Source organism: Streptomyces sp. NPDC093065, from assembly GCF_044754585.1.
Classification (GTDB): domain Bacteria; phylum Actinomycetota; class Actinomycetes; order Streptomycetales; family Streptomycetaceae; genus Streptomyces.
Genome location: NZ_JBIVPJ010000045.1, coordinates 1 through 16,625, shown reverse-complemented (window position 1 = coordinate 16,625; position 16,625 = coordinate 1). Strand labels below are relative to the sequence as shown.

Genomic DNA, 16,625 nt, shown 5'->3' with positions numbered 1-16,625 from the left:
CACGACCATCGAGATCACCTTCAAGATCTACCGCCACCTCATGCCCGGCTCCATCAGCAAGGCCGCCAAGATCCTCAACCACGACCTCACCACATGAAGAACCAGAGGCACGATGAGGTCCACTGTGATGTCGATGCCGTTGACTGGAGAACCGAAGTGGAGCTTGAGGCCGCATCGAGACTTGTGGCCCCGGGCCGTCGGCGGGGAGGACGGCCCGAGCTGGGTGTAGCCGTTTTCGTTGTACGGAGCACCCCCGCGTCGGCGGGAAGGACGTCGGTCACGAGTCCCGCCGCTACCGAGTCGGCGGAGCACTCCCGCGTCGGCGGGGAGGACGTGACGTACACGGTGGAGACCTTCGGTACCGGCGGAGCGCCCCGCGTCGACGGGTAGGACGTCACCGCGTGGGCGGGACCGCACTCACGGTCACCCGGGGCGGAGCACACCCGCGTCGACGGGGAGGACCCGGTGCCGTCGGGGTGGCGTTGGTCGCCGAACGGAGCACCCCCGCGTCGATGGGGAGAACCACTTCCGCTGCTGGAAAGTTGACTAGACCTGCGGCGCGCCCCTCGTCGGCGGCCAGGGCTTGCGGCGCCGCGGTCGGAAGGTGGGTTCATGCGGCTGCGCGGGCAAGGCTGAGCAGGCCGGCGCCGTAAGACTTGGCCCGTCCGATGCCGACCAGTACAGCCTCGGCGAGGGCATCAGGGTCGGTGACGGTGGCGGTGCCGTCGTAGCGCACGAGGTGATGTCGCGCGGCGCTGGCGTTGTTGCCGCGGCCATGCACGGCTGCGACCGGGGTGGGCAGTGCTGTGGTCAGGTGCAGGCCGGCTTCGTGGGCGCGGTGTGCCCACCACTGGTCGGCGTCCGGTCCGGTGAGGGCGATGCGTTTGCCGCGCTGGCCCTTGTTCTCCAGTGGCAGACGTTCGGTTTTGACGGGGTTGACGACGATGCGGTAGCGGACGGCGAGGCCCCTTTGGAGGGCGTTGAACACTGGGGTGAGGTCTTTGACGTCGGTGTGGCCGTAGTCGTCGGGCAGGCGTGTCGGGTCGAGGGTGGCGGCTTGGACCAGGAGCGTGGCGAAGGTGTCGGTTACATCGAGGCGGTACAGGAGCCCGGCCGCCTGTCGGGGGCTGTCGCCCAGGCCGTCGGGGACCATACGCATCAGGGTGCGGTGCATGTCGGTGGCGTTGCGTAGGTCGCGCTGGACGGCGCGGCTGTGGGGATTGAGGCGGATGCGGGCGAGGGCCGCGCGGCGGCTCATGTGGCGGCCTCCTTGTTGGCGTAGTCGATCACTTTCGTGAGCAGGGTGTGATGCCGTGGGTAACCAGGTGCACGGAGTCGTGTTCCCGAGTGCGGTCTAGGAGACGTCGGCCGTGGTTGCGGCTGTGTAGGGCGGAGCAGAGGGGTATGTCGTACGCGGTGAGCGCGTCTGCTTTGCAGGCCGCCGCGGGTGGCGGCGTCTACACGGACGGTGCGCTCCGAGGCTGTGCGGGGGTTGGGTGTGCCTTGGTCATGGCGGGTGAGGTCTTGCGCTGCGGCATGCAAGGCGAGCAGTGCGACGCGCGCGGGAGGCGGGGTGGTGTCCCCCATGGTGGTGCTCGCCGGGTGATTGTCCCGGGCCGGCATCGGGTCGGCGAGCCGGAGCGCGAGCGTGTTCACGCTCGCGTCCTGGTAGGGCAGGTGGCGTCGGTGAGGGTGTAGCAGGAGTAGTCGTTGGCTGCTGCGAGCGTGTCCGGGAACGTCTGCACCATGTGGTGGCACCGTCGGGTGTCGTGCATATGGCCGCCCCGTTCGGCGGGCCTCGCGCCGTCTGGCCACGAGGGGGGCCGGGCACGCAGTCACGGAGCGCTCCTTTCCGCCGTGTCGAAGTGGGTGTCGATGTAGTTCTGGAGCGTCTTCAGGTGGTGGGTGCTGAAGCCTTCGTAGGCGGCGTCCGGCAGGTGCACGGCGCGCCGGTACAGCGGCCGGGGCCGGTACTGGCGTGCCAGTGGTGCGAACGACACCGGCTCGTCGGTGATTTCGCCGCTGTGGTGGTCTCCGTCGTCCTTGTCCGGGGCGTCGGATTTCACGGGGAGCGTACCGAGCGGTCTGTCGCTGTAGAAGTCGATCGGTTGCGGGCCGCTGCGCGGCTTCTTGGCTGCCAGGGGCAGCTGGACCAGGTGGTGCAGGGGATCTTCCGCGTATCCGAGCAGGATCGGGCCTTCTGGTGGGCAGGAGCGGCGGCCGAGGGAGAGGGGCCAGTGCGGGTTGCGCAGGGCTGCGGCGCATGTGTGCAGGAGTGCTTGGTCGTCAGAGGTCAGCGCGAGGGTGAAAGCGGCGTCGGCCAGGTATTGGCGCTTGGATATCAGGGTGCCCTTGCCTTCGGGGCGGTGTTTGCCGTCGACGGTGATCACTGTCTCGTCGGGGGGCCGTCCACCGCCGACGGTGTGGAAGTCGGACAGTACGACGCCGGGTCGGTCGACACGTACGGTCATCGACAAGTCTGTGAGGTCGTCCAGGGGCGCCTGGCGCGCTCGTCCGAGTGCTGCGGCGAGCATGCCTACGATGCCGGACCGGGTGGGGAATCGGGCCGTGTCACGCCGCATGTACTTGCTGTGGGTGCCCCAGGACTGGAGTGGGCCGGCCAGACGCAGCAGCAGCCCTTGGGAGGGCCGGTCGGTCACTGCGGGGCCTCGGCGAGAGCGAAGTCGACGGTGGCGGTGACCAGGGCCTCGAAGGACGAGTGACGCTGGCCGAGGTGCTCGAGTTTGTCGAACTGGAGGGAAGCGTGTGACGCGTGCAGTACGCGGTCGGGGCCCAGGAGGGTGTTCGCGGCCTTGGCGTAGGCGTCGATGCCTTGCACGGAGCGCCCGACGAAACCGCCGTGTCCGGCTGATCGTACGGGTTCTTCGAAGGCTGCGGCGAATGACAGCGGCCGGTCGGAGCGGACGGCCACGTGGACCAGGTGCGGGATGGTGTGCGGGGCGGTGGAGTTCTTCTTCGCCTGGGGCAGTGACTCGATGAAGGAGCGCAGGAACTGGCCGGCCAGCTCGCGGGCGGCGTCGAGTGCGATGTCGCTGTCGTCGCTCAGATTCTTGATGAGTTCCTTGAGATCGACGGTGGCGAAGCGGTAGAAGGTGCCGGTGCTGAACTCGGCGGTGCCCATGTGCCCACTGCCAGTTTCGTCGCCCTTCGCTGCGGTGACATCGTCGACTGCTGCGAAGTAGTCGAGTTCGATCTCGGTGGTGTGCGTGGTGAAGGCGTGGGCGACCTGGACGGCACCGTCGACGTTGGCCTGGTCGACCTCGGTGAGCATACGACCGAAGAGGTTGATGACCCCGTTCCTTTTGACGAGGATTTTGTCGATCTTCCCTGTCAGGGCGCTTTCGGGCTTCTTCTTTCCTTTGCCGGTGAAGTCGGTCGTGAGCTCCTCCTTGTGGGCTTCGGCGATGTCGGCCAGTTCCTCGACAGCGTCGTCGGGAAGATAGACGAGCGCGTTGGTCAGGACCTTGTTCGTGATGGGCTGCCGGTCCTTTCCCTTGGCCACCTCCCACTTGATGCTGCTCCCCGCCGCAACATGTGCACCCGCACGTTCGGCAAGCGCTTGGTCCCATCCACGCCCGCGCAACACCTCGGTGACCCGCTCACCGATACGGCGCGTGCGCAGCGCGTTGTGGCCGAGTGCGTCCTGGAAGTGCTCGCGGACGGCCCGCTTCCAGGACTGGCTGGAGATGCGGGTACGCAGGACATCGCCGTAGAGCATGCTCTTCACCGAGTTGGTGTCGTCCCGGTTCAGGTTCGCGTAGGGAACTGGCTGGACGACGTGGATGTCGATGAAGCGTGGCTTGAGGGTCATCGGGGATCTCCTATGGGCGAGAAGGGTCAGGCCGGGTCGGCGCCGGCCGTGATCCGGTAGAAGTCCTGCAGCCAGCGGCGGCTGACACGTCCCGGCTGGTACTGCCAGTCGACGAGGTCTGCCAGCAACTGTCCCCAGTTGATAACGACGCCGGTGGTGCGTACCTGATTCACCGCGGCAGGCAGGTGCAGGTGGATACCGCGCAGGCTCTGCCGCGTCAGGAGATTGATGCGGCTTTCTGCCGCGCTCATCCGCATCGGCTTGCCCTTTGCGGTGACGGCATTGCCCAGGGCGGCTCCGAATGAGGTGCCATACGGGGTCGGACCGGGCGGAGCAGCCTCCTTGGCGGGTTCCCCCTTCTCGTTGGGCGCCTGGTTCTCTGCCGTTGCGTGTTCGTCTGCGGATGCTTCGTCGTCGTTCTGGTCGGGTGAGAAGGCGTGTCGGGGCTGGGCCGCGATCAGCGAGGCCACTGTGTAATGGGCCTGGGCTGTGGTGTCGTCGCATCCGTCCGGCAGCCGCGGTGTCAGAAGGCGGTGCATGGGGCGGGTGCGCGGGTGGTCCAGGTCGCGGCGCAGGCCCGCGCGCAGCGCCGCACGGGCACCGGGGTCCGTGCGGCACAGACGTTCGATGTGCGTGGTGAATGCGGCATACGTGGCGCGGTTGTTCTGCCGCTTGCTTACTTCGGGAGCGTGGAAGGTCACAGCTTGTCCTCGGGTCGGCGGGCGACAGTCACGACTTCTTGGCCGCTCTTTTCGTCACCGGTTGTTCATCGCCTTGTGCGGGTCTTTCAGGGCGGCGAGGATGATGGCCTTCGCCCGGGTGACGGCTTTCGCGCCCCGTGGTGTGCGCGTCACGGAGCCGGTGACTGCCTCGTAGGCGTCGAGCGCGTGCCGCCCGAAGGCCCGGCAGGCGGCCTCGAAGTCGAATGCGGTGTCCATGGCACCGTCGGAGCGTGTCAGCTTCCGGAAGCGGGACCAGAACTCGTCTTCCGCCGACGGCCAGTAGCGGGCCGCGGCCGCGTCCTGCCAGGCCCCCGGGTCGTTCTTCTTGTCGGCCGTGTACTTCAGCCAGGCTTCCTTTGTGGCCTGCTCCAGCCGGTTCCCGAAGAGCTCGCCGAGTTCACGGAGTTGGCGTACGGGCCGATCGGTGTGCGCCGCATCCTCTTCCACTCGGGACAGGAGCACCGGGGTGACGGAGTCGACGTACTGGTGGTTGGCTGCCTGGCTGGCGTCCTGTTCGAAGCCGAGCGCGCGGACCCGCAAGTACTCGCTGACGTCGAAGGCATGGTCCATGACCTTCGGCTGGACGGGGCTCGAGTCGTCCAGTTGCTTGTGCAGAAGGGCGTCGATGTCCCGCCACAGAGAGCGGGAGGCGTTTGCGGGCCGGGGAGACGTCTTCCCGTCCTTGGCGATGTCCCAGATGAGGTAGTCGTCTTCCGGACGGATCCGCTCGGCGTCGTAAGCCCAGGTGATGTACGCGTCGGCGGTGTGCACTCCGTCTGGGGCGGGGACGAGACAGAGCGCGTGCTGTGAACAGGCGGTGAGCCGTGAGCAGGGGCCCTGCGGCTCGGGCATCGGCTTGAGCGGGTCCGGGAGGTCTTCGCGTTCCCACGGGCACAGGTCCGTGTGCCGGCTGACGTCGCCGTCCGGCGGTGTGAGGCCTGCCAGCAGGGTGAGGAGCAGGTTGTCGCACTGGGGGTGATAGGACAGTGCGGCCCGCAGGGGCGAGGCTTTCGCGTAGTGACTTTTCACCTGTCCGACCGCACGCCTGGAAAGGCCGCCGGGGTCTCCCCAGTAATGCCAGGTGAGCAGTGCTAATGCCGTCTGCGAGAGATCGGCAGGAACAGGACTGTCGTGGCTCCAGTGCTCGAACCAGGAGTGGTTGTTGCCTGCTGCCCGGCTCATGACCAGCTTGTGGACGCCGGCAGTCTTGTTCCGGTCGCACTGGTCCGGAAGACGGGGGTCCTGCAGCCACGGACGATCGCCGAACAGGTCGAAGCGGTGCCTCCACCGGCCGAAGTAGCCGTCAATGCCGGCTTTGCGGCCGTCAGGCAGATCAATGCTCTGCTCGAAAAACCCCTGTCCGAGGACCTGCTCGCGCCGGTCGCCCCAGCTTCCGGGTCCTGCCTCGTCCAGAGCGGTGATCCGGGCGGTCAGCGCGTACAGCAAGCGCAGCAGCGCCGAGTGAGCCGGAGCTTCCGGAACCAGCAGCGTGCGGATCTGCCGGGCGTGTATGAACAGGTCCCTGAGTCCCACTTCAGGCGGGCCCGACTGCCCCTCCACCCATGCGACCGGGATCCATGGCTGGTCGACCAGATTGGACGCAAACGTGGTCACGCGCCCTCCCCCCCCTCGTTGCGCGTCACCGCATCCTAGATGGATACCCGGGGAGGATGTGGGCCGTTCAAGGCAACTGATCGACGCTCAGGCCCAGGTCACTTACGTGGAATTGGTACCCCTCGCCGGTTCGCACCCATCCTCCGTCTACCGGGGCCACGTTCAGCCGGAGAACAGTTTTGAGGGCGGCCATGTCGCGCCAGACGCTGTTTGCGTCGCCCTTCACGCCGTCGACGAGCCGCTGCGGCACGGGGATCAGGTAGGGGACAAGCTGGCCCGGCCTCGGTCGGCGCTTGGAATCGCGCGCAAGCTTCTCTCCGAGGACCCCGTCCTCGAGGAGAGACCCCGGGTACAGGCACACCACATGCACCATCTCGTCGCCGAGCACGGACGAGAGCAGCCGGGGCTCCATACCGGGGTGGTCGCGGCTCAGCAGGCCGAGGTCGCCATCGAGCTTCCACGGCCCCGGCACCTGCAGCCAGCCCGCCGTACCCGTGGCCCTTCGTTCCCGGACCGTCCGCCGGTTGTCGAGCTGCTGAAGCTCACGCCCCGCAGCCTCCCCCAGCCTGTCGACGAGCTCATCGGCGTACACCTCGTCCAACAGCAGGGGCACCTCCTCCGGCAGGGAAATCGTCCTGCCGGCCCCCAAAACCAGGCCAATACGCCGCACCAGCGCGACGTCGTCCAGCTCGGACGTGCTGTCCGCTCGGAGCACCACGAGCCGCGGCTGGTCACCCGCGCTCTGTGCCGCGCGGGCCAGCAGGTTGGCGAGCGGCGCCGGCCCCGAAACGACGAAGTCGAAGCGCAGACCCCTGACGTGTTCCAGCATCGGCGTCGTCACCAGCACGGAAGGACCGCTGACGCCGCCGTCGGTAGAGAAGGTGCTCCGGCAGGCCGCGAGACGCCGCCATCGGTCCTTGTTGCGCATCTGTTCATGGACCAGGGTCACCTCGAGAGCGGGCAGGTCCCGCGAGAGCTGACGAAACGCAGAAATGGCTTCCGCAGGCGTCGACCGGTAGACGACAGCCCGGCCGATACCGGCCTCGGCCAAGGGGGCAAGCGCTGCCTGGATCTCGTCGTACGGCGCACCATCAACAACCCCGATGCTGAGCGTGCCGGCATCAACGGTTTCCGCGGGCTGCCGGGGCAGGTGCCCCGTTCCGGACTGTGCGTCCACGAACGACCACGCCGGCGGCCGGCGAGGCTGCACCAGCGCCTCCTTGCCGCCTCCAGCACCACGGCGATAGGCCGCCAGCATCGCGTCCACCGACTTGTCCGCAGACATCGCCGCCAGGACAACAGGAATCTGCAGCGCCGCGGCCCACTCCAGGAACCGGAGCATCAGCTTCTGCCCCCAGGCACCGCGGGCATGGGCCTCATCCACCACGACGACCTTGCCGGAGAAGGCAAAGAGCCGCATCACGTTGAACTCCACCGGCATGACCGCCTGGAGAAGTTCGTCCACCGTCCCCGTGCCCAGCGCCGCCAAGAGCGCGCGGTGATGCGAATTGAGCCAGCTGTTCGCTGCCAGAACCCACTCCTCACCAGGCTCCGCACTCACCTCACCCGCCGCATGGGCATGCACCCACTGCTGCGCGGCTTCCGCCGGCTTCAACCGCGACGAGCTGTGCAGCAGGAGCGAGCGCCAGGGGCCCGTCAGCGCCTGCTCAGCAAAAGCATGCAGCTGCGCCATGTGGCTGTCGGCCGCCGAACCGGTCGGCAGCGCATAGAACAGACCGCGCGCGTCCACCGCATGCCCGAGGACCGCTGCCGCACGAAGAGCTGCCTGCGTGCGCTCCTGCGACGGCGGAGCCGTCACCACCACCAAGCCCGGCCCGTGCGCGGACACAAGATCAGGCAACTGGGCTTCCACGCTGGCTTCAAGACTCGTCTCACTCGCGCACTGAACCGGCTCCGGCCGGGCGAACCCCGTCCCGACCAGATCGCTCTGCTCCACCAGACGCAGCGCCGCCGCCCGGGCAACCTGCCAGTAGGCATCGAGGTCCTCAGGAGTGCCGGCCCACCCCTCCTCCCTGAGCCTGGCCCTGATCTCTTCGTCGATACTGGCCAGCCAGTCCGACAAGGTCACCAACCCCGTCAAGACGACAGCCGCCCCCGGCGTCATCCGCCCCCGCGGAACCGATGCCGCCCCCGTCACCCGGCGCACCTCATCAAAATGGACCCGCCGCTGCTCCTCCCACCTGCCCGCGCCCAGACCGGGGTGACGGGCGACAGGGCACCGAGAGTTTTTGGCGTGGACGACCGGGTGGTAGCGGCCGCCGTGCCCACCGAGCATCTGGGCCACCGCGTGACTGAGCCGGGACTGCGGACGCCGCCTCGACGACGGATAGCCGATCTCCTCGAAGACTCCCACCAGCCACCAGTGCGCCGCCGCCTCATGCGACTGCCTGTCCAGCGCGGCACCGGCCGCGAACCCGTACCCGTCCTCACCGCCCAGCTCCTGCGCCATCAGCTGCCCATCCGCGTACTTCGGACCGTTGCGGTGCAGCTGGAACGGCACACTGATCTTCCCGATGTCGTGCAGTCCCGCCCAGAACGCCGCGAGCGCCCGCGCCTCCCCGTCCGGAACCTGCAGCGCCCCGGCCACCATGCTCCGCTGACGCGAGGTCAGCAGTTCGTCCCAGAGGACCTCCGCGACAGCTGCCGTATCCAGCAGATGACAGATCAAAGGATGCGTACGGTGAGCCCCGCGGGCGTCCTTGCCCAGCCCGGCAGCCTTGCCCCACAGGCGGGAGTCCAGAGACATGAGCTGCTCCTCGTCACGGATCCAGTGCAGACGCATCCGAAGGGCCGCGGCAGACACACCCGGCCGCAGATCCCCGTTCATTCTGCTGCATCTCGTTGAGGGCCGACGGGGGTACATGCCTCAAGTACCGCCCCGCCAACGGGTTTCCGCCGTAGAGTACTTACCGCTGCACGCCTCCCTGGGAGGTGCGCGGAACCGCATTGACTCACCGAAGCGACGGCAACGCCGAGCAGAACGCACGACCCTCTCGAGGGATGAGCGTCACCTCGGCCCAGTCTGCGCTCTGGAGATGCAATGTCCCGGTTCCTGCACAAGTTCGTCCTGCGCCGCGAGGTACTCCTCGAGACCTCACGCGTAGTGATCAGCGCGGTAATCCGCGCTCTGATCAGCGAACTCGTCAGCTGGCTCATCTGAGCCAACGGTGACGGACCCCAAGGGGTCCGTCACCCCTCATTTGCAGACCCCCCACTGGCTGAACACGTCTCCTCGCTACTGGGATACGCCACAGGACGAGATGCCCGGCTACCAGCGGATACCGCCGACACCGCGAACAGAGAAACCCCCGGCACCGCAAGACCCGTCCGGCCCTCCCCGCCGACGCGGGGGTGTTCCGACGTCGGCGACGGCCGGGGTATCAACACCGCAGTCTTCCCCGCCGACGCGGGGGTGTTCCGGACTCGGCGTCGCCGGCACCTCCGGTATCCACGGTCCTCCCCGCCGACGCGGGGGTGTGCCGGGCGGGCACTACGGCCACTGCCACATCCCGGGGTCCTCCCCGCTGACACGGGGGTGTTCCGGTCCGCACGTCCCGCCTGCCGGTGGCAGTCGAGTCCTCCCCGCCGACGCGGGGGTGCTCCGTTGATGTTCGCTGTGACCTCGCCGGCCTTGAGGTCTAACCCGCCGAGGCGGGGGTGTTCCGTGCCCGGTAGCCGCGCTTGACTGCCCACCTCGGTCTTCCCCGCCGACGCGGGGGTGTTCCGACTCCGGGTTTTGGGGCAGTCGGCGGATGGCAGTCCTCCCCGCCGACGCGGGGGTGTTCCTCAGCAGCCCCAGAGGTACCGTCCACCCCAACGGTCCTCCCCGCCGACGCGGGGGTGTTCCGTACTTCTGGCCCATGGGTACGCAGCTCGGCGGGTCCTCCCCGCCGACGCGGGGGTGTTCCGGCGATCGGGTTTGGGGTGGTGTACGGGGGCGGGTCCTCCCCGCCGACGCGGGGGTGTTCCGATCAGACAGGATGGTGCCCGTGACCGACGCTGCTCCTCTCCGCCGACGCGAAGGTGCTTCGACGAGGAGGATCTCCCCGCGGTACCGGTCGCCGTCGTCTCCGCCGACGCGGAGGTGCTCCGTTGTGAATCTCGTCGACGACGAGGTAGTCGATGTCGTCTGCGCCGACTCGGGGGTGCTCCGTGACCCGCCTCCGACAGGGTAGGACACGAGCGTCCTCGCCTCCGACGTAGATGCTCCGATCGGTGAGCAGGGAAGTGGTGACCCACTGAAGTCTTCCTCGCCGACGCGGGGGTGCTCCGCACGACGACGGGTCCGTGGACTGGATCGTCGTGTCCTGCCCGCCAACGCGGGGGTGTTCCGCATGCATGTTGATCTTCTACTTTCGCAAGGGAGTCCTCCCTGCCGATGCGAGGGTGCTCCGACCAACGGGTTCTTGGCGGACCTCTGGATTGAGTCCTCCCCGCCGACGCGGGGGTGTTCCGCCGCCCACATACTCGTTCCCAAGTGCTTCGTGGTCTTCCCCTCCGACGCGGGGGTGCCCCACCGCAGTGCCGAACGTTCGCGGCGCGGTAGGTGTCTTCCCTGCCGACGTGGGGGTGTTCCGATCGGTGACGGCAGCACGTACCGGTGGTGGCTGTCCTCCCCGCCGACGTGGGGGTGTTCCGGCCGAGATCCTCGGCTACCTCCGCGAGCGCTGGTCCTCCCCGCCGACGCGGGGGTGTTCCGACCGCGCGGTGGGCCGCCCTGGTGATGCGCTTGTCCTCCCTGCCGACGCGGGGGTGTTCCGGTGCTGTGGCTGCCGACCGTCGCGACGCTGACGTCCTCCCAGCCGACGCGGGGTGTTCCGCAGGTCGACAAGTACGTGAAGGGGACCGGCCGGTCCTCCCCGCCGACGCGGGAGTGTTCCGCGGGGCCTGACCGACATCGCCGGCGTGTGGAAGGTCTCCCCGCCGACGCGGGGGTGTTCCGGCAACGTAGCCGTGGGGCGTCCCCCGACGCTCGTCTTCCCCGCCGACGCGGGGGTGCTCCGAAGGTTTGGCGCCTCAACGTCGTCGAAACGACGTTGTTCCGTTGGAGGCCGGTGGCGTACAACCATCAGCCCCGTCATCCCCGCCGACGCGGGGGTGTTTCGGCGCACGATGAGCTGCTCGCCAGTGGACTGGCATCTTCCCCGCCGACGCGGGGGTGCTCCGCCGTACGACGAAACGGCCGTCGTCGGTACCGCGTCTTCCCCGCCGACGCGGGGGTGTTCCGATGTCGGGGGTGCGGGTGGCGTGCATCGCCTTGTCTTCCCCGCCGATGCGAGGGTGTTCCGGCGCAGCCCGCATCCGTCGAGATGCTCGCATGGTCTTCCTCGCCGACGCGAGGGTGTTCCGGAGGGCCGCCAGGCCCGACGACTGCGGCGCAGTCCTCCCCGCCGACGCGAGGGTGCTCCGAGCGGTCAGACGGAGATCGTCCCGACACAGCCGTCTTCCCCGCCGACGCGGGGGTGTTCCGCTGGACGAAGCGCTGGCCACGTCGAGGGCTGGGTCCTCCCCGCCGACGCGGGGGTGCTCCGTCACAGACGATCGTGGAGGTCCAGGAGTCCAGGTCTTCCCCGCCGACGCGGGGGTGTTCCGCGCGTCACCCACGCCGGCGTGAAGGCCGTGCTGTCCTCCCCGCCGACTCGGGGGTGTTCCGCCCCTGTGGGGCGTGCCGGTGGAGGCGAACGAGTTTTCCCCGCCGACGCGGGGGTGTTCCGTCGATCGGGGTCTTCGGGGCGGGCATCTGGCCGTCTTCCCCGCCGACGCGGAGGTGTTCCGAGGCGATGTTCTGGGGGAACGCCGCCCTGGCCGTCTTCCCCGCCGACGCGGGGGTCTTCCGATGTGGCCAGCGTCCTCGGGACCGGCGTCGGGGTCCTCCCCGCCGATGGAGGGCTCCAATCATCGACGCGATGCGAACGCGGTTCCAGACGTCGTCCCCGCCGACGCGGTGTGCCCCGGTCAGACAGGATGGTGTGCCCGTGACCGACGCTGCCCCTCTCCGCCGACGCGAAGGTGCTTCGACGAGGAGGATCTCCCCGCGGTACCGGTCGCCGTCGTCTCAGCCGACGCGCAGGTGCTCCGCGTTGAATGCGGTTGTAGGTCGCCCCGCCGTAGTCCTCCCCGCCGACGCGGGGGTGCTCCGCACATCTCCTCCTCGATGTGGTCGTCCTGGCGGTCTTCCTCGCCGACGCGGGGGTGTTCCGTCGGTTGCGCTGGAGCTCGTCACCGTCTGGCGGTCCTCCCCGTCGGCGCGGGGGTGTTCCGCCGCCGCGGTGTACGAGCTGGGCGGGCGCGCCATCCTCCCCGCCAGCGCAGGGGTGACCCGAAGTCTGTGACGGGCCAGTCCCAGACCTGGCGTCCTCGCCGCCGATGCGGGGGTGTTTCGGACCCAGAATTCGTGGCTGTCGACTACTCCGGGTCCTCCCGCCGACGCGGGGGTGTTCCGGCGGTCGCGGGGCAGATGATGCGGCCCGATCCGTCTTCCCCGCCGACGCGGGGGTGTCCCGGCGCAGCCCGCATCCGTCGAGATGCTCGCATGGTCTTCCTCGCCGACGCGAGAGTGTTCCGGAGGGCCGCCAGGGCCCGGCGACTGCGGCGCAGTCCTCCCCGCCAACGCGGGGGTGTTCCGGCTATCGACGCTGCGGGAGCATTCGTTCAGTAGTCCTCCTCGCCGACGCGGGGGTGTTCCGTGGACGCTCTGCGCACCCTCCTCCTGGACCTCGTCCTCCCCGCCGACGCGGGGGTGTTCCGTCCCCGCAAGACACGGAGCCGGGGGAGTCTCCCCGCCAACGCGGGGGTTCTCCCAGCTCGGGGCCAGGAGGGCGCGGGGCGTGCTGATCCTCCCCGCCGACGCGGGGGTGTTCCGACCGCGCGGTGGGCCGCCCTGGTGATGCGCTTGTCCTCCCTGCCGACGCGGGGGTGTTCCGGTGCTGTGGCTGCCGACCGTCGCGACGCTGACGTCCTCCCAGCCGACGCGGGGTGTTCCGCAGGTCGACAAGTACGTGAAGGGGACCGGCCGGTCCTCCCCGCCGACGCGGGGGGTGTTCCGACCACCTATGTCCGGGAGCACGCCGAGCCCGGGTCCTCCCCGCCGACGCGGGGATGTTCCGCTGGTTACCGAGGGTATCCACAGGAGCGGGCAGTCTTCCCCTCCGACGCGGGGGTGTTCCGAGTGACCGACACGTCGCCCTCCCGGCCGGCCTGTTTTCCCCGCCGACGCGGGGGTGTTCCGTCGACCGGAGATCCGCGCCGCGTGTTCGTCGGGTCTTCCCCGCCGACGCGGGGGTGTTCCGCTCGAGGTCCGCGCGGCGCTGGCCGCGTACCGGTCCTCCCCGGTGCGGGGTGTTCCGGCGTACCAGGCCGTCGAGCAGCGCGCCGTCCTGCCCTCCCGCCGATGCGGGTGTGTTCCGAGGAAGGCGTACCGCAGGTCGTTCGGCTTGTCGTCCACCTCGCCGACGCGGGGGTGTTTCTGTCCTTGGCCGGCTTCTCAGGCAGCGGGTAACGGCGTCTCCGCCGACTCGGGAGTGTTCCGCTGCGCCGCGAGCACAACCGGCCCGTGTGGGCGTCCTCCCCGCCGACGCGGGGGTGCTCCGTACCCAGCCGGGGCCGAAGACTTGACCGGTTGGTCTTCCCCGCCGACGCGGGGGTGTTCCGGTACCGGTGGGCAGGGCCTCAGCCATCAGCCGGTCCGCCGACGCGGGGGTATTCCGAACGTCTTCAGCGCGCGGAAGTGCTGGTGCGCGCTTCTCTCCGCCGACGCGGGGGTGTTCCGCGTGCCAAGGCCATCCGTCGTCGCGTCCCCTGGTCTTCCCCGCCGACGCGGGGGTGCTCCGGCCGGCTCGGAGGACCGGTACAAGTACCTGTCGTCCTCCCCGCCGACGCGGGGGTGTTTCGTGGACCGAGACCGGCAAGGTCTTCGTGACGGAGTCTTCCCCGCCGACGCGGGGGTGTTCCGAAGGCCACCCGGGTAGCGGCCGTCCTCGCTGGGTCTTCCCCGCCGACGCGGGGGTGTTCCGCTCCTCGTCCGTGAGGCGGTCGGGGTCATCGTGTCCTCCCCGCCGAGGCGGGGGTGTTCCGGCCGCCCAGAAGGGCGAGGACAGGCCCGTCAAGGTCTCCCCGCCGACGCGGGGGTATTCCGATGGTGGAGGACTGCACCGTGCGCGGGATCGCGTCCTCCCTGCCGACGCGGGGGTGTTCCGACACCAGCCGCGCCAGACCCGTCCGTCGCCATGTCCTCCCCGCCGACGCGGGGGTGCTCCGCCGTAGGAGTCCGGGGACGTGGTGCCGCCGGCGTCCTCCCCGCCGACGCGGGTTGTTCCGGACGGGATCATGGCGGCGATCACCTGGCTCGGGTCCTCCCCACCGATGTGGGGGGTGTTCCGTCTCGTAGGGTCGGGCCAGTGCTCATGAAGCGGTTCGCCCCGCCGACGCGGGGGTGTTCCGGAGCCCCCGTGAGCTACCCGCACTACCGCGCGGTCTTCCCCGCCGACGCGGGGGCGCTCCACCCCGGCCGAGGCCTACGCCGGAGCCCTCGATGGTCTCCCCGCCGACGCGGGGATGTTCCGACGTACGGAAGGACCGTGACGCCCGCGTCGCCGTCCTCCCCGCCGACGCGGGGGTGCTCCGCCGTTCGCCGTAGGCTCGCCGAGGACCGGCTGGCCCTCCCCGCCGCGGGGGTGTTCCGATGGACACGATCGGCCTGGACACGATGTATGGGTCCTCCCCGCCGACGCGGGGGTGTTCGCTCAGCCCGCCGCCGCAGAGTGGACGGTGGATCTGTGGGAGTGGACGGTGACCGCCTGGCAGGAGCATCCGGTGATCTCCCGTGTGGTGCTGCTCGTGGTGGGGATCTTGTCGATGTGGTGGGCCAATCCGAGGAGCTGGCTCACCGGACGACCGACGCGGCGCCTGGTGCACGACTGCCACAACTACCTGCATCTGCTGCAGCACATACAGTCCGTCGGCACGTCAACCTCGCTCGGCGCGTCGGCTCGTGCGCTCACCCTGGGATTCGGCTGTACCAGCGGCAGCAGCTCCCGCACCTTCACCTATCCGGAGCTGGTATGGGAGTTCCGCAGTCTGCTGTCCCGCATCAGCGCCATAGAGCGCCAGGACAATTGGAAGGTCTTCATCGGCATCTATGAGCTCGACCGGCTGGGCTCGAGCGAGCAGGCCCGTACGTTCCTCGCCGAGATCAAGGCCATCTTCGACGTACCACGCGTGTACTTCGTGCTGTCGGTGTCGGAGGACATCGGGTCGGCCTTCATCCGCCGCGGACTGCCCACCCGCGATATCACCGACAGTTCCCAGGAGGACGTCCTGGTCATCGAGGCGCGCACTCTGGAGGAGTCCAGAGCGCTGCTGCAGATACGAGTCCCGGGATTCACAGATCCCTTTGTCGCACTTGTCCACGCACTGTCCGGCGGGCTCCCACGCGACCTCATCCGCTACACCCGCAAAGTGACAGAGACCCACCGGCGTACCCGGCGGCCAGGACTGGCGGCCCTGGCCCGTGAAGTGCTTTGGGAGGAGGCCGCGCAAGCCCTAACCGGTTTTCGCGCACAACTGGCCCACCACGAAGATTCCGCCGACAGCGCGCAGACCGTGCACGATCTGCACACCCTTATCGCCGTGATCCGTGAGGCCGACTCCAGTCAGGCCAACCCCGAACTTGAGCAGCGCATCCTGCACCTGGCGCACGCCGTACATCCTCCCCACGCCGAAGGCACCGATCCCATCGGCGAACCTGTCCAGCGATGGGAGGAGTTCTCCTGCTACCTCCACTTCATCGGCACCCTGCTCGAAGTGTTCGCGCGACCTAACTTTGCGGCCCGCAAAGCGGCCTACACCGGCCCCGACAAGACCCGCGGCGACCTGCAGCGACTGGCCGAGGCACGGCTGGAGATGACCGTGTCCCCGCGTAGCGCCCGAAAGATTCTGAAGCAGTTCCGTGTGCACTGGGCCCTACGTTCCGCCACCCTGCCGCGGATCGTGCCGGAGTCAGGACCAGACACGGAGCGCAGGCGAGCCGTCGTACGCGATCGTTCCTGACCTCTGCCATCCGGCGCCTCACCGCCGGCGCCCGGCCGGTCTCGAAAGCTCGGTGGCAAGTGCGGGTGTGGCTGCTGACCGGCACGTCACGTCGTACCGAGTCGGTCGGCTGCAATACGACAAACTGGGCCAGCTGCTGCACCTCAAGCTGGAGGCCTTGCCGCGCACGGTTGACGCCGAGCGCCGACGCACCGCAGCGTAGTCCCCTTTCGCTGCCCGTATGGCACCAGACGCCTCACCGTCGCCTCACGGAGTTCAAAGATCTAGCCAGTTGGGATGACCTAGAAATCCGTTATGTGGTGAGGTCGTGGTTGAGGATCTTGGCGGCCTTGCTGATGGAGCCGGGCATGAGGTGGCGGTAGATCTTGAAGGTGATCTCGATGGTCGTG

Annotated in this window: 7 protein-coding genes and 1 CRISPR repeat array; of the genes, 1 reads left to right on the top strand and 6 read right to left on the bottom strand. The window is 68.9% G+C overall.

What is annotated here, in order from left to right:
- Nucleotides 1-610 precede the first annotated feature (610 nt).
- From cas6e to ACIQFU_RS37945, 6 genes are all read right to left on the bottom strand, one after another.
- Complete coding sequence (cas6e, locus tag ACIQFU_RS37970) at nucleotides 611-1,258, bottom strand: type I-E CRISPR-associated protein Cas6/Cse3/CasE (RefSeq protein WP_402557902.1); 648 nt, start codon at nucleotides 1,256-1,258, stop codon at nucleotides 611-613.
- Nucleotides 1,259-1,835: 577 nt separating this feature from the next.
- Nucleotides 1,836-2,660: a type I-E CRISPR-associated protein Cas5/CasD gene (cas5e, locus tag ACIQFU_RS37965; protein ID WP_361016940.1), complete on the bottom strand. Its 825-nt coding sequence runs from the start codon at nucleotides 2,658-2,660 to the stop codon at nucleotides 1,836-1,838.
- Nucleotides 2,657-3,832: a type I-E CRISPR-associated protein Cas7/Cse4/CasC gene (gene cas7e, locus ACIQFU_RS37960; RefSeq protein WP_381610694.1), complete on the bottom strand. Its 1,176-nt coding sequence runs from the start codon at nucleotides 3,830-3,832 to the stop codon at nucleotides 2,657-2,659. Before cas7e ends, cas5e begins: the two co-directional genes overlap by 4 nt.
- A gap of 26 nt (nucleotides 3,833-3,858) precedes the next feature.
- Nucleotides 3,859-4,533, bottom strand: coding sequence for a type I-E CRISPR-associated protein Cse2/CasB (gene casB / locus ACIQFU_RS37955; protein WP_402557900.1), 675 nt, complete (start codon nucleotides 4,531-4,533; stop codon nucleotides 3,859-3,861).
- A gap of 54 nt (nucleotides 4,534-4,587) precedes the next feature.
- Complete coding sequence (gene casA, locus ACIQFU_RS37950) at nucleotides 4,588-6,168, bottom strand: type I-E CRISPR-associated protein Cse1/CasA (protein WP_402557898.1); 1,581 nt, start codon at nucleotides 6,166-6,168, stop codon at nucleotides 4,588-4,590.
- Nucleotides 6,169-6,235: 67 nt separating this feature from the next.
- Complete coding sequence (locus ACIQFU_RS37945; RefSeq protein ID WP_402557897.1) at nucleotides 6,236-8,935, bottom strand: CRISPR-associated endonuclease Cas3''; 2,700 nt, start codon at nucleotides 8,933-8,935, stop codon at nucleotides 6,236-6,238.
- 582 nt (nucleotides 8,936-9,517) lie between these two features.
- Nucleotides 9,518-10,342: a CRISPR direct-repeat array (repeat unit 28 nt; unit sequence GTCCTCCCCGCCGACGCGGGGGTGTTCC).
- 4,634 nt (nucleotides 10,343-14,976) lie between these two features.
- Here ACIQFU_RS37945 and ACIQFU_RS37940 point away from each other — a divergent pair.
- Nucleotides 14,977-16,236 (top strand): hypothetical protein, encoded by a 1,260-nt coding sequence (locus tag ACIQFU_RS37940; RefSeq protein ID WP_402557896.1) that lies wholly within the window; start codon nucleotides 14,977-14,979, stop codon nucleotides 16,234-16,236.
- Nucleotides 16,237-16,625: the final 389 nt, after the last annotated feature.

Coding starts and splice junctions, on each gene's coding strand:
- cas6e (WP_402557902.1), bottom strand. CDS start 1,258: ATGAGCCGCCGCGCGGCCCTCGCCCGCATCCGCCTCAATCCCCACAGC.
- cas7e (WP_381610694.1), bottom strand. CDS start 3,832: ATGACCCTCAAGCCACGCTTCATCGACATCCACGTCGTCCAGCCAGTT.
- ACIQFU_RS37945 (WP_402557897.1), bottom strand. CDS start 8,935: ATGTCTCTGGACTCCCGCCTGTGGGGCAAGGCTGCCGGGCTGGGCAAG.